Annotated in this window: 12 protein-coding genes and 1 tRNA gene; 5 read left to right on the plus strand and 8 right to left on the minus strand. The window is 67.0% G+C overall.

The genetic code is table 11. From position 1 onward, the window contains the following. Nucleotides 1-2 precede the first annotated feature (2 nt). From acpM to aceE, 4 genes are all read right to left on the minus strand, one after another. The gene (acpM, locus tag G6N14_RS05445) at nt 3-302 is read right to left on the minus strand and encodes a meromycolate extension acyl carrier protein AcpM (protein ID WP_085135918.1); all 300 of its coding nucleotides are present in this window, start codon (nt 300-302) and stop codon (nt 3-5) included. An 83-nt stretch (nt 303-385) separates the two neighbouring features. Beyond that, on the minus strand, nt 386-1,300 hold the full coding sequence (locus G6N14_RS05450) for an ACP S-malonyltransferase (protein ID WP_085135869.1): 915 nt from the start codon (nt 1,298-1,300) through the stop codon (nt 386-388). Nucleotides 1,301-1,472: 172 nt separating this feature from the next. Then, nucleotides 1,473-2,816 carry a PucR family transcriptional regulator gene (locus G6N14_RS05455; protein WP_085135868.1) on the minus strand — a complete coding sequence of 448 codons (1,344 nt, stop codon included), beginning with the start codon at nt 2,814-2,816 and terminating at the stop codon, nt 1,473-1,475. A gap of 45 nt (nt 2,817-2,861) precedes the next feature. Beyond that, nucleotides 2,862-5,651: a pyruvate dehydrogenase (acetyl-transferring), homodimeric type gene (gene aceE / locus G6N14_RS05460; RefSeq protein WP_085135867.1), complete on the minus strand. Its 2,790-nt coding sequence runs from the start codon at nt 5,649-5,651 to the stop codon at nt 2,862-2,864. Between the two features lie 243 nt (nt 5,652-5,894). Here aceE and G6N14_RS05465 point away from each other — a divergent pair, with 243 nt between their 5' ends. The 4 genes from G6N14_RS05465 (at nt 5,895) to G6N14_RS05480 (ending at nt 7,567) form a co-directional block, all read left to right on the plus strand. After that, nucleotides 5,895-6,428, plus strand: coding sequence for an Rv2240c family protein (locus G6N14_RS05465; protein WP_085135866.1), 534 nt, complete (start codon nt 5,895-5,897; stop codon nt 6,426-6,428). 107 nt (nt 6,429-6,535) lie between these two features. Further along, entirely contained in the window at nt 6,536-6,958 is a 423-nt protein-coding gene (locus G6N14_RS05470; protein WP_085135917.1) for a DUF3052 domain-containing protein, read from the plus strand. Continuing rightward, nucleotides 6,958-7,419 (plus strand): peroxiredoxin, encoded by a 462-nt coding sequence (locus G6N14_RS05475; RefSeq protein ID WP_085135865.1) that lies wholly within the window; start codon nt 6,958-6,960, stop codon nt 7,417-7,419. Before G6N14_RS05470 ends, G6N14_RS05475 begins: the two co-directional genes overlap by 1 nt. 73 nt (nt 7,420-7,492) lie before the next feature. After that, nucleotides 7,493-7,567 (plus strand) — tRNA-Val (locus G6N14_RS05480). A gap of 110 nt (nt 7,568-7,677) precedes the next feature. Here G6N14_RS05480 and G6N14_RS05485 read toward each other — a convergent pair. The 4 genes from G6N14_RS05485 to G6N14_RS05500 form a co-directional block, all read right to left on the minus strand. Then, the gene (locus G6N14_RS05485; RefSeq protein ID WP_085135864.1) at nt 7,678-9,288 is read right to left on the minus strand and encodes an FAD-binding protein; all 1,611 of its coding nucleotides are present in this window, start codon (nt 9,286-9,288) and stop codon (nt 7,678-7,680) included. 29 nt (nt 9,289-9,317) lie between these two features. Further along, nucleotides 9,318-10,109 carry an SDR family NAD(P)-dependent oxidoreductase gene (locus tag G6N14_RS05490; RefSeq protein WP_085135863.1) on the minus strand — a complete coding sequence of 264 codons (792 nt, stop codon included), beginning with the start codon at nt 10,107-10,109 and terminating at the stop codon, nt 9,318-9,320. A gap of 339 nt (nt 10,110-10,448) precedes the next feature. Then, nucleotides 10,449-10,667 carry a zinc transporter Slc39a7 gene (locus G6N14_RS05495; protein ID WP_085135862.1) on the minus strand — a complete coding sequence of 73 codons (219 nt, stop codon included), beginning with the start codon at nt 10,665-10,667 and terminating at the stop codon, nt 10,449-10,451. Nucleotides 10,668-10,671: 4 nt separating this feature from the next. Then, nucleotides 10,672-11,088 carry an ArsR/SmtB family transcription factor gene (locus G6N14_RS05500; RefSeq protein WP_085135861.1) on the minus strand — a complete coding sequence of 139 codons (417 nt, stop codon included), beginning with the start codon at nt 11,086-11,088 and terminating at the stop codon, nt 10,672-10,674. A gap of 119 nt (nt 11,089-11,207) precedes the next feature. Between G6N14_RS05500 and fadD8 the strand changes: the two genes are divergently transcribed. Beyond that, complete coding sequence (fadD8, locus tag G6N14_RS05505; protein WP_085135860.1) at nt 11,208-12,800, plus strand: fatty-acid--CoA ligase FadD8; 1,593 nt, start codon at nt 11,208-11,210, stop codon at nt 12,798-12,800. Nucleotides 12,801-12,802 lie beyond the last annotated feature (2 nt).

Below are 12,802 nucleotides of genomic sequence, written 5' to 3' on the forward strand. Positions count from 1 at the left end.
GATTAGCTCTCGGAACCGAACTTCTCGCGCAGCGCGGCGGCAGCCTCGGGGTTCTCGGCCTCGAGCTTCTGGATGTACGCCACCACGTCACCGACGGTGCGCAGACCGGCGAGGTCCTCGTCCGGGATCTTCACGCCGTACTTGTCTTCGGTCTGCACCGCGATCTCCACCATCGACAGCGAGTCGATGTCCAGGTCGTCGACGAAGGACTTCTCGACGGTGACCTCGCTCGGCTCGATACCGGTCACCTCTTCGATGATCTCGGCGAGACCGGCGATGATTTCATCCTGGCTGGCAGCCACTGTGATTCCCTTCGGTTGGATCCGCACGGGGGTGTGCGGGTTGATTTACTGCGTATCTGGTTGTGCAGCTTTTGGAGCGGGCGTCAGAACTCGGGCAGCCCGTCCAGATCTGCGGGGGCCTTGACAGCGTGCGTCGGCGTCCCCCGAAGTTCGCGCTTCGCGATACCGGCCAGCGTGCCGGCGGGCGGAAACTCCACGATTGCCGTGACCTCACGGGCGCGGAGCGTCTCGGTGCACAGGTCCCAGCGCACCGGGCGGGTCAACTGGGCGACCAGGTACTCCATCGCCTGGGCCGCGGACGTCACCGGTTGCCCGTCGCGGTTGGAGAGCAGGGTGGCGGTCGGCTCGGAGGTGCTCACCTGCTCGGCGGCGGCGGCGTAGGCCTCCAGGGCCGGCGCCATGTACTGGGTGTGGAACGCCCCCGCGGTGGCCAGCTTGCGGACCCGGGCCTTGGCGGGCGGGTCTTCGGCGAGCTTGTCCAGCGCGGTCAGCGGCCCGGCCGCCACGATCTGCCCGACGGCGTTGCGGTTGGCCGGGGTCAGGTCGAGTTGTTCGAGGCGGGTCAGCACCTCGGCCTCGTCGCCGCCGAGCACCGCGGCCATGCCGGTGGGCTCCAGGGCGCAGGCCTTGGCCATTTCGCGGCCGCGGGTGGCCGCCAGCATGACGGCATCGTCGGCGGAGATGACGCCGGCGATGGCGTAGGCGGCGATCTCACCGACCGAGTGGCCGGCCACGATGACATCGCTGCCGGCGGCCCGACTCTTGGTCAGCTCGGCGTAGGCCAGCAGCGTTGCCGCCACCACCAGCGGTTGGGTGACCGCCGTGTCGGTGATCTCCTCGGCGGTTGCGGTGGTGCCGAGTGCGACCAAGTCGAGGTCGCTGATCTGCGACCAGGCGGCCAACTGCTCGCGGGCAGCGTCAGCACCGGGCCCCTCGAGCCACGGCGACAGCATGCCGGGGGTCTGAGATCCCTGTCCGGGAGCGAGCAACGCAATCACATCTTTAAGAGAACATTGTGAAGCGCTGTTTGCAGGATGTCCTAGATTATGAACATTGTCTTATGTTTTTGTGGAGACCCTACAAAACTGCCGGTTGCTGCGATGTCATCGATACCGAAATGCGACAACGGTGCCCGCGATGGCGCCCCTGCCGGTGCCCTGGGCGACCGGATCACGCCTGCAGGCCGGTCTCGGCGGGGTCGGCGGGGACGGTGCCGGACGGCTGATCGGGGGAGTAAGGCGTGGCGGCGCTGCTGAAGCTGGCATGCTGCGCCTGATTGGCCAGCCGCCCGACGGTGGCGGCGACCCGCAGCACGTAGGCATCGCGCGGTACGGCCGGGTCGCGCCCGGTGAAGTCCGCGATTCGCTTGAGCCGGTAGCGGACCGTGTTTGGATGAACGAACAACTTGCGGGCGCAGGCCTCGACCGCGCCGCCACAGTCCAAAAAGGCGTCCAGCGTCTCGCTGAGCGTCGGTCCGGCCTCGGCCAGCGGCCGCATCACATCGGTGTGCAGCGCCGCGATCGCCGAGGCGTCGCCGATCAGGGCGCGCTCGGGAAGCAGTTCGCGCGCCAGCACCGGCCGGGGTGCCCCGGTCCAGCCCACGACGGCGTTCATCCCCGAAATCGCCTCACTGGCGCTGTGGTAGGCGGCGGTCAGGGACGGTGCGGTGGGTCCGATCACCACCGGGCCGTCGGAGAAGGCGCCCAGCAGGTCGGCGAAGAACTTCTGGGTGGGCGACAGCGGACCCGACACGATGGCCACCAGCCAGGTGCCGTGCACATCGGTCAGCGCGGCGCGGCCATGGCGGCCGGCGATGTCGCGGATGTCCTGGCTGGCCTTCTGTCCGGCGAACTCGTCTGGGCCGGGCGGTGCGGTGCCCACCACGACCGTGGCCGGAGCGGTGGTGTCCCAGTTCAGCGCGGCGGCGCGGCTCAACAACTCCGGGCCGGTGTCGCCGCGGACGACGGCGTCCACCACGCTGGCCTCCATCCGGGAATCCCAGGTGCCTCGGGCCTCGGCGGCGTCGGCGTAGGCGGAGGCCGCCGTGAAGGCCAGGTCGCGGCTGTACTTGAGGATGCCCACGGTCAGTGCGGTCACCTGTTCCTCGGAGCGGGCCAACAGCGGCACGACCTCTTCGAAGAACTCCATGGTGACCCGCACCATGTCCACGGTGTGCCGCAGGGCGATATGGCGGGTCAGGTCCTGGGGCACCAACTCGAACGCCTGCGCGGTATGGCTGACGTTGCCGTGCGGGTCGCGCATCCACTCGGCGAAGTTGACCACCGCGGTCTGCACCACCAGGGCCACACTGGCCCGCTGAGAGGCCTCCAGATCCGCGAAGAACGGCAGCCGCTCGCCCATCATCGACACCGCCTCGGTGGCCAGCCGGCCCGAGTAGTGCTTGAGGCGGCGCAGCAGCGTGTCCGGGACGGTGCTCAGCAGGCCCAGGGTGGAGCCCGGCAGGGCCGCAGCGCCCGGACTGGCCGCAGTGGCCGCAGTGGCGTTGTCAACCATCCCTAAAAGCTACGCCAGTTTTCTGGCTACTTTCGACAACACGTGTCAGGCGACCCCGGGATCCGACGTCTGCTCCGGGGCGGCCAGCACGTTGTCGATCTGATAGCGCGCGGCCGCGGTGACCGCAACGGAGGCGTCGATGGCGCCGTCGCGGGCCAGCGCAGCCAGCACCGCCACCACCACCGACTCAGCGTCGGTGTTGAAGTAGCGCCGTGCGGCCGGACGGGTGTCGGAGAACCCGAATCCGTCGGTGCCCAGGGTGACGTAGGTGCCCGGCACCCACGGCCGAATCTGTTCGGGCACCGCACGCATCCAGTCCGACACCGCCACCACCGGACCGGTGGCCTCGCCCAGGGCCTGCGTCACGTAGGCGACGCCGGCCGGGCGATCCGGGTGACGCAGCCGCTCGCGTTCGATCGCCACACCGTCGCGGTTGAGTTCGCCCCAGCTGGTCACCGACCAGACATCGGCGGCCACGTCCCAGTCGGCGGCCAGCATGTCGGCGGCGCGCAGCGCCTCGGGCACCGCCACCCCCGATGCCAGGATCTGCGCGGTGTTCGACCGCGGTTCGGCGGCCGCCCGGAAGCGGTAGATGCCGCGCAGCAGGCCTTCGGGGTCAAAACCCTCGGGCTCTGAGGGTTGCACGTAGGGCTCGTTGTAGAGCGTCACGTAGAAATACACGTTCTCCGGGTTCTCCCCGTACATCCGCTGCAGGCCGCTTTCGATGATGTGGGCGACCTCGTAGGCGAATGCCGGATCGTAGGAGACCACCGCCGGGTTTGTGCTGGCCAGCAACAGCGAATGGCCGTCGGCGTGCTGCAGTCCCTCGCCGGTCAGCGTGGTGCGCCCCGCGGTGGCCCCCAGGACGAAACCGCGCGCCATCTGGTCGGCCGCTGCCCACAGCCCGTCACCGGTGCGCTGGAAGCCGAACATCGAATAGAAGATGTAGATCGGCACCATCGGCTCGCCGTGGGTGGCGTAGGAGGTTCCGACCGCGGTGAACGACGCCGTCGAACCGGCCTCATTGATGCCCTCGTGCAGGATCTGGCCGATTTCGCTTTCCTTGTAGGCCAGCATCAGGTCGGCGTCCACCGAGGTGTACAGCTGGCCGTTGCGGTTGTAGATCTTCAGGCTGGGGAACCACGAGTCCATCCCGAACGTGCGCGCCTCGTCGGGGATGATCGGCACCAGCCGCGGGCCTAACTGCTTGTCCCGCAACAACTCTTTGAACACCCGCACCGCCGCCATGGTGGTGGCGACCTCCTGGTTGCCCGAGCCCTTCTTGACCGCGGCATAGGTCTTCGATTCCGGCAGCGGCAACGGCCGGGATTCGGTGCGGCGGTGCGGCAGGAAGCCGCCCAGCGCGCGCCGGCGCTCCACCATGTAGCGGATCTCGGGTGCCTGCTCGCCCGGGTTGTAGTACGGCGGCAGGTACGGGTCCGACTCCAGTTCGGAGTCCGGGATCGGAATCCGCATCTCGTCGCGGAAGTCCTTGAGGTCCTGGAGCCGGAACTTCTTCATCTGGTGGGTGGCATTACGGCCGGCGAAGTAGCTGCCCAGGCTGTAGCCCTTGATGGTCTTGGCCAGGATGACCGTCGGCTGACCCTTGTGTTCGATGGCCGCGCGGTAGGCGGCGTGCACTTTGCGGTAGTCGTGCCCGCCCCGCTTGAGATGCCAGATGTCCTGATCGGACAGGTTCTCGACCAGTGCCTTGGTCCGGGGGTCGCGGCCGAAGAAGTGTTCGCGCACATAGCCGCCGTCGTTGGCCTTGTAGGTCTGATAGTCGCCGTCGGGCGTGACATTCATCAGATTCACCAGGGCCCCGTCCCGGTCGGCGTGCAGCAGGGCATCCCATTCGCGGCCCCACACCACCTTGATGACGTTCCAGCCCGCGCCGCGGAAGAACGACTCCAGCTCCTGGATGATCTTGCCGTTGCCGCGCACCGGGCCGTCCAGGCGCTGCAGGTTGCAGTTCACCACGAACGTCAGGTTGTCCAGGCCTTCCAGGGCCCCGACGTGCAGCAGCCCACGGCTTTCCGGCTCGTCCATTTCGCCGTCGCCCAAAAAGCACCACACGTGCTGGTCGGAGGTGTCGCGGATCCCGCGGTCGTGAAGGTAGTGGTTGAACCGGGCCTGGTAGATGGCGTTCATCGGGCCCAGGCCCATCGACACCGTGGGGAACTCCCAGAAGTCCGGCATCAGCCGCGGGTGCGGGTAGGACGGCAGGCCGCCGCCCGGATGGCTGTGCTCCTGGCGGAAACCGTCGAGGTCATGCGTGCTCAGCCGGCCTTCCAGGAAGGCGCGTGCGTAGATGCCGGGGGAGGCGTGGCCCTGGATGAACACCTGATCGCCACCGCCGGGGTGGTTCTTGCCGCGGAAGAAGTGGTTGAACCCGACCTCATAGAGCGTCGAGGACGACGCGTACGTCGAGATATGCCCGCCGACTCCCACCCCGGGGCGCTGGGCGCGGTGCACCATCACCGCGGCGTTCCAGCGGATCCAGCTGCGGTAGCGGCGCTCGGTCTCCTCGTCGCCGGGGAACCAGGGTTCCAGCTCGGTCGGGATGGTGTTGACGTAGTCGGTGGAGGTGAGCGCAGGGATGGCCACCCGCTGCTCGCCGGCGCGTTCGAGCAACCGCAACATCAGGTAGCGGGCGCGGGCCGGGCCGGAGCGGGCCAGCAGCTCGTCGAAGGACTCCAGCCATTCGGAGGTCTCGTCGGGGTCGATGTCGGGAAGGTAGGAGGCCACCCCTTCGCGGATCACCCGGACCCGGTCGGATTCTCCTGTGTTGCTTGGCTTTTTGGCCAGATCCTGATGTTGGGCCTCAGTGGTCAACGCGTTGCTCCTTGGTTCGGAGGTCAAGATGTGCCTCCCGGCTTGTGGCCAGGACGGGCACCGACCGATCGAATTGCCGGTCCGGTCTTTTCTATCCTGCCCCACTTGGCGCGCGGGCGGCGGTGGGTGAGTGCCCGCTGGGTGGGCTGATCTCGGCTTGATTGCGGCTACGCGGTAACGTTTGAAGTTGTGCTTACCCGATGGCGGACTGCCTCGCGCGCCCAGGCGCGGCGACACGCTCGGATGGGCGCGTCCGTCGCCGGTTTCGCCGCCGCGTTGGCTATGGGCGTCGTGGGCTGTACCAACATCATCGGAGGCAGCCCGGAGGCGGACACCGCCGAGGCTCCGGCCTACCGCTCCTCGGTGTCGGCGTCGGTTTCGGCCTCGGAAGCCACCTCCAGCCTGCGGGAGACCCAGCGTCAGCAGTCGATGACCACCCAGGCGGTCCGCGGCGCATGCGGCCGGTTCGCCTCCAGCAGCACTGACGCTGTCGACGTGGTGAATAAGTACGTGGAGGCGTTCAACAAGGGCGGCGACATCTCCGGGACCGCCGGGCCGGCGGTGGAGGCCCTCAATCGCAGTGCCGACGAAGTCGCTGCGGCCATCAACGAGAAGCTGTCGAAGGAGCTGACCGACGCCTTCACCACTTATGCCCAGGCGGCTCGCGGAGTCGCCACCGCGATTTCGTCAAAGGCGCCGGTTGCGGTTTACAACGCCCGCAAAGATGAACTCAACCGGGCCCGGGACAGGGGTATGCAGCTGTGCAAAGCCTTCTGACTCATCCGGTCCCGGATAACCGGGGGATTCGCCCCCAATTAACCCACACAACTGTGCAACGATGATTCACAATTCATGGCGCGCTGACGATGGAAGGAGGTCGCACGGTGGTCGCGGCGGATAACGCCCCGAACTTCGCCCGCAAATTGGGCGTTGAGAGCGAGCAGTTGGTCCAGGAGTTCGGCTGGGATGAGGACGCCGACGACGACATCCGTGTCGACGTCGAAGAGGCCTGCGGTAGCGAACTGCTCGACGAAGACACCGACGAGGTGGTCGACGTGGTGCTGCTGTGGTGGCGCGACGGTGACGGCGATCTGGTGGACACCCTGATGGATGCCATCACGGCGCTGGCCGATGACGGCGTGATCTGGGTGCTGACACCCAAGACCGGCCGGTCAGGCCATGTGCAGCCCGCGGAGATCGCCGAAGCGGCGCCCACGGCCGGGCTGATGCCCACGTCGTCGGTCAATCTGGGGGACTGGAGCGCCAGTCGCCTGGTCCAGCCCAAGTCCCGCGCAGGCAAGCGCTGATGCTGTCCGTCGGTGCGCAGGCCCCGGACTTCACCCTCAAGGATCAGAATCAGCAGCAGGTGAGCCTGAGCGGATTCCGGGGCGAGAAGAACGTCCTGGTGGTGTTCTTCCCGCTGGCGTTCACCGGTATCTGCCAGGGCGAGCTCGATGAGCTGCGCGATCACCTGCCCAGCTATGTCAACGACGACAGCGTGGCGCTGGCGATCTCGGTCGGCCCGCCGCCCACCCACAAGATCTGGGCGACCCAGAGCGGGTTTCTGTTCCCGGTGCTGTCGGATTTCTGGCCGCACGGCGCCGTCAGCCAGGCCTACGGGGTGTTCAACGCCGACACCGGCTTTCCCAACCGCGGCACCTTCGTCATCGACAAGGCCGGCATCATCCGGTTCGCCGAGATGAAGCAGCCCGGGGAGGCGCGCGACCAGCAACTGTGGCTCGACGCCCTGGGGGCGCTCAAGTCCTAGCCCGCACCGCTCGTCGCCGGTCGGGGGGCGTTTTGGGTCTGCGGTACCGATCCGGGTAACCTGCCCGAGGCAGGGGCGCGTAGCTCAGTGGTAGAGCTCTGGTTTTACACACCAGCGGTCGGCGGTTCGATACCGTCCGCGCCCACCAAGAAACCACCGGTTCGGACTGGTGCGAATGCGTGCCGACGGTGCACAAGGCCGACGCGTTGGCTACCAAGCCTGCAAGCGCCAGACGCAAGAGCGGGATCGGATCAACGCCTAATCAGGGGCTGCAGCCGCCTTGACGCAAGCGGCGGCATCGCTACCTGCACGTCGCCCGCTGAATATGCAGTCAGAGATCGATAGGCCGCTGACGTAGCTGTTCGAACACACTCCGACTGCGTTGCGGCCGGCGGCGTAGAGGCCCGGCACGGTGCCGCCGTCGCGGTGCGCCACTCGCCCGGTCCCCTCGTCGACGACCAGACCGCCCAGGGTCAGGCCGGGGATCGGATAGAAGGGTGAGGAGTCGGCGGAGATGTTGATCGAATAGAACGGACCGTTGATCAAGGGCCGGCACAGCGCGGTGTCCTTGTGCGCGGGATCGCCTGTGCCACTGGCTAGGCCGGCGTTGTATTGATCGACAGTCTGGCGCAGCCCGTGGGGATCGATCCCGTTCTTGCGTGCGATCCCCTCAAGTGACGGGGCCTTCTTGTGTCCGAGGGTGAACAGATATATCAGTTGCAGGCGTTGGAAGAGCTGGGTCTGCTCCCGTATCTGCTCGCGGACCTTCTGCCAGGTCGCGGCGTCGTAGATGGCCCAGCCAACACCGTCGAACTCTCGCATCAGCACGTTGCCGTGTGTCGCGCCGTAGAGGTCTTCGTTCGCGATGCGCCGACCGTCCGCGCCGACGGTGAGACCTTCGAGGAATGCGCTTGGCGGTGCGAGGAAGCGCCACGCGGTGACGTTCCCCATTTTGTCCGTGGTTCCGCCCGCGTCCAGTCCGAGCGCGATGCCGCCGCCGTCGTCGCCGGGGGTGCCCAGCGGCGAGATCTTCAGGAACGCCGGTGCGTATTCGGCCATCCACGAACGGTTGTAGATGAAGCCGCCGGCGGTGAGGATCACTGCGCCAGCACGGGCCTCACCGCCGACCGCGCCCGCTGCCCAAATAGCCTCTGCCGCAGCTACGATGCCCTTGACAAGGCCTGGTATCCACGTGGCGACCTTTCCGGTCGACGTGGTCAACAGTGCGTACTTGCGTGCGTTGGGGTGGGTGAGCGCCAGTGCCCGGTAACGCACTCCGAGGACCCGTCCGCTCTCGTCCTTGATCAGGGACTGCACCCGCGCGAGGGGGAGGAAGACGACTCCTTTGGACAGCGCGGAGCGCTTGAGCTTTTCGAACAACACCTTTCCAGAGCTCATACCGGGTGCTACCACGCGGTGCCCGCGCGGTGCTGGCCGCGCATGTTCGAGGTAGGGGTGGGCCTTTTCGTTCCCGGAGTAATACAAGTAGTAGTCGTCGGTGGGGTAGGAGGTCTTGTAGGACGATACGGTGCCGCCCTTGAACTGGAGCCCCTGCGCTTTCAGCCACTCGATCATGTGCGGGCTCTCGCGGCAGAATCGATCGAGCGTATCGCTGCTGACCGCGTCGCCGACCTCTTGCTGCAGGTAGGCCCGCATGTTCTCGACACTGTCTTCGTACCCGCCGGCGTCTTGTTCGGCGGTTCCGCCTCCGGCGTAGACGATTCCGCCGGAGAGCGCCGTTGCTCCGCCCCCATACCCGCGGTCGAGAACAAGGACTCGAGCGCCGTTGTCGGCCGCCTCGATGGCCGCGGCAGCACCGGCGGCTCCAAAGCCGACCACGATGACGTCATAGTCAGATGTCGGTGACATATTCACTCCCGCAAGAGCATCGGTGGCAATCAAAGGACAGATTTGATCTGCTTGGCAACAAGCCGTGTAGTGCGTTTCGCTGATATGCGCGACAGGATGTCGAGGACTCGTGCGTCGGTGCCGATCAGGACTCGGAAACGATCGTTCGCTATGCCGTCGACGATCTTGGCCGCGGCGGCTTCCGGAGTGACCGAGCGGACTTTCCGCCCGCCGGCATCCAGCATCTCGACACCGGAGTTGCCGGTCAGATTCGTCGACACATTGCCGGGAAAGACGGTCACCACATGAACTTTGGTGTCACACAACTCGGCGTACAGTCCTTCGCTGAACTGCTTCACCGCGCCCTTGCTGGCGCTGTAGAGGGTCTGGCTGGCGAACGGCAGGAGGGCCGACAGACTCGACATATTGGTCACGTTGGCTTCAGGCCGGGCCAACAGGACCGGTAAGAATGTCCGGCACATGGTCACCATGCCGGTGAAGTTCACAGCCATGATTCGATCGAGATCCGTGACCGACAGATCGGTGAACGGCGCAAACCGGTGAATCACACCCGCGATGTTGACCAGCCCGTCGATGCTGTTGTGCACCTTCAACACGTCGGCGGGCAAGGCGGCAACTGCATCTGCGTTCGTGATGTCCACCGGGTGGGTGGACACCGAGGCTCGTGCACTGGTGATGAGATCAGCAGTGCGGACCAAGCCTGCTTCATCTACATCGACCGCAGCTATCCGTGCCCCGCGCTGGGCCAGCGCGAGCGCGACTTGCCGGCCCATCCCGTTGCCGGCACCGCTGACGACAAAGACCTTGTCGGATATCTGCACCAGGGCTCCTCGGGCGGTACGTGCGTTACGCGGCCGGTAAAAGGATTCGAGCGGCCTTCAGCGACGTAGTCTGCGACACCGGACTGCATACGCGAAGGCCGCTTCCCGGCCAGCGGTCAGCCCGGCGGCGGGCTGCACGGCCCGGGATGCGCGGGATGTCGGTATTGAACCCCGCAGCTGACACTTACCGGCCGCACCGGCAAGCCGACCGGTGTCCGTGCGGTGCTGTGGCTGAGCCTGCTGGTGCTGATCGGGGCCATCGCGCTGCTCATCGTGTTCGCCGCCTGAGGGCACCGTCTCGTCACGGCTTCGCGGGCGGGCGTGGCCCGACGGCGCGGCTCAGTGCGAATGCGCGTGACCGGCGTGTTCCAGGCCGGCCTGATGGGTGTGCGGATGGCTGTGCACGGTCCCGTCGTCGTGCGTGTGCTCGTGCGTGTGCTCGATGTGGGCGTGCTCGTGCGCGTCGTGCACGTGGGTGTGTGTCAGGTCGCCGTGGGTGTGCTCGTGCGCGTGCGGCGCGTCGTGGACGTGGTCTTGGTCGTGAGCATGGTGCGACATGGGGCTATCTCCCTTGTTCGATGGCGGGCTGCCGCAACTCCGGCAGTGTCTCTCCGGCAGCAGCCGGCAGCTTCTGCGCGGCACGGTGATGCGGAGGGACCCCTGGGCCGGCGTGCTCGGCGTTGAAGACCGCGTCGGTCACCAGTTGGCAGACGTGCTCGTTCTCCATGCTGTAGAAGATCGTGGTGCCCTCGCGGCGGGTGCGCACCAGCCGGGCCATCCGCAGTTTCGCCAGGTGTTGCGACACCGACGGCGCCGGCTTGCCGACGTGCTCGGCGAGTTCATTGACCGACATCTCCCGGCTGGTCAACGCCCACAGCACCTGCACGCGGGTGGCGTCGGCCAGCATCCGGAACACCTCCACGATCAGGCCCACCTGATCGTCGGGCAACCGGTCCGCTGGACCATTATCTGCATGCATACGCAAATAATAAGTCTTGGGACGTGACGGGTGTCAACCCTCGGCTCCCCCCAGGGGCATGTGGGGCGGTCGGTAGTGTCCTGCGGGCAAGCTGTCAGCGCTCTAGCGGAGGTAACTCGATGTCGACGCAGTCCATGCGCCAGCCCATTCACTCCGGACATCTCACCGTGGGAGCCCTCAAGCGCAACAGGGACCGCCCGGTGCTGTTCTTGGGCGACACCACGCTGACCGGTGGGCAGCTTGCCGAGCGCATCAGCCAGTACATCCAGGCCTTCGACGCGCTCGGAGCTGACGCAACCGGCCTGTTGTCGCTGAACCGCCCTGAGGTGCTGATGATCATCGGCGCCGGGCAGATCCGGGGCTACCGGCGTACCGCGCTGCACCCGCTGGGGTCACTCGACGACCACGCCTACGTGCTGGCCGACGCCGAGGTCGCCACGCTGATCATCGATCCCACCCCGGCGTTCGTGGAGCGCGCCCTGGGCCTGCTCGAGAAGGTGCCGACGCTGCGGCAGGTGCTGACCATCGGGCCGGTGCCCGCGGCGCTCGAGGGCAAGGCCGTGGACCTGGCTGCCGAGGCGGCCAAGTACGAGCCGCAGCCGCTGGTGCCCGCCGATCTGCCCGCCGACCACATCGGCGGCCTCACTTACACCGGCGGGACCACCGGCAAGCCCAAGGGCGTCATGGGCACCGTGTCTTCCATCACCGCGATGACTACCACGCAGCTCGCCGAGTGGGAGTGGCCGGAGCACCCCAAGTTCCTGATGTGCACCCCGCTGTCGCATGCCGGCGCAGCGTTCTTCGTGCCGACCATCGTCAAGGGCGGCGAGCTGGTGGTGCTGACCAAATTCGACCCCGCCGAGGTGCTGCGGGTGATCGAGGAGCAGAAGATCACCGCCACCATGCTGGTGCCGTCGATGATCTACGCGCTGCTGGATCACCCGGACTCGCACACCCGCGACCTGTCGTCGCTGGAGACGGTGTACTACGGCGCCTCGGCGATGAACCCGGTCCGGCTCCAGGAGGCCATCGACCGGTTCGGCCCGATCTTCGCCCAGTACTACGGCCAGTCCGAGGCGCCGATGGTGATCACCTACCTGGCCAAGGGCGACCACGACCAGAAGCGGCTGACCTCCTGCGGCCGCCCGACACTGTTCGCCCGGGTGGCGCTGCTGGGCGACGACGGAAAGCCGGTGAAACAGGGCGAGGTCGGCGAGATCTGCGTGTCCGGGCCGCTGCTGTCGGGTGGCTACTGGAAGCTTCCGGAGGCCACCGCCGAGACGTTCAAGGACGGCTGGATGCACACCGGTGACCTGGCCCGCGAAGACGAAGACGGCTTCTACTTCATCGTGGACCGCACCAAGGACATGATCGTGACCGGCGGCTTCAACGTCTTCCCCCGCGAGGTCGAGGACGTCATCGCCGAGCACCCGTCGGTGGCGCAGGTGTGCGTGATCGGAACACCCGACGAGAAGTGGGGCGAGGCGGTCACCGCTGTGGTGGTGCTGCGCCCCGGCGCCGACAGCGACGCCGAGGCGATCGCCACGATGACCGCCGAGATCCAGTCCGCGGTCAAAGAACGCAAGGGTTCGGTGCAGGCGCCCAAGCAGGTGATCGTCGCCGACTCCGTGCCGGTGACCGCGCTGGGCAAGCCGGACAAGAAAGCCGTACGCGCCCAGTTCTGGTCCGGCGCCGCACGTTCCGTCGGCTGAGG

Origin of the sequence: Mycolicibacter hiberniae (assembly GCF_010729485.1) — a bacterium.
GTDB classification, from domain to species: domain Bacteria; phylum Actinomycetota; class Actinomycetes; order Mycobacteriales; family Mycobacteriaceae; genus Mycobacterium; species Mycobacterium hiberniae.

What these genes read in the sequence shown, in the direction of transcription:
- G6N14_RS05500 (WP_085135861.1), bottom strand. Translation starts at nt 11,088, where the DNA reads ATGCATGCAGATAATGGTCCAGCGGACCGGTTGCCCGACGATCAGGTG.
- G6N14_RS05475 (WP_085135865.1), top strand. Translation starts at nt 6,958, where the DNA reads ATGCTGTCCGTCGGTGCGCAGGCCCCGGACTTCACCCTCAAGGATCAG.
- G6N14_RS05465 (WP_085135866.1), top strand. Translation starts at nt 5,895, where the DNA reads ATGGGCGCGTCCGTCGCCGGTTTCGCCGCCGCGTTGGCTATGGGCGTC.
- G6N14_RS05495 (WP_085135862.1), bottom strand. Translation starts at nt 10,667, where the DNA reads ATGTCGCACCATGCTCACGACCAAGACCACGTCCACGACGCGCCGCAC.
- G6N14_RS05455 (WP_085135868.1), bottom strand. Translation starts at nt 2,816, where the DNA reads ATGGTTGACAACGCCACTGCGGCCACTGCGGCCAGTCCGGGCGCTGCG.
- G6N14_RS05485 (WP_085135864.1), bottom strand. Translation starts at nt 9,288, where the DNA reads ATGTCACCGACATCTGACTATGACGTCATCGTGGTCGGCTTTGGAGCC.
- fadD8 (WP_085135860.1), top strand. Translation starts at nt 11,208, where the DNA reads ATGTCGACGCAGTCCATGCGCCAGCCCATTCACTCCGGACATCTCACC.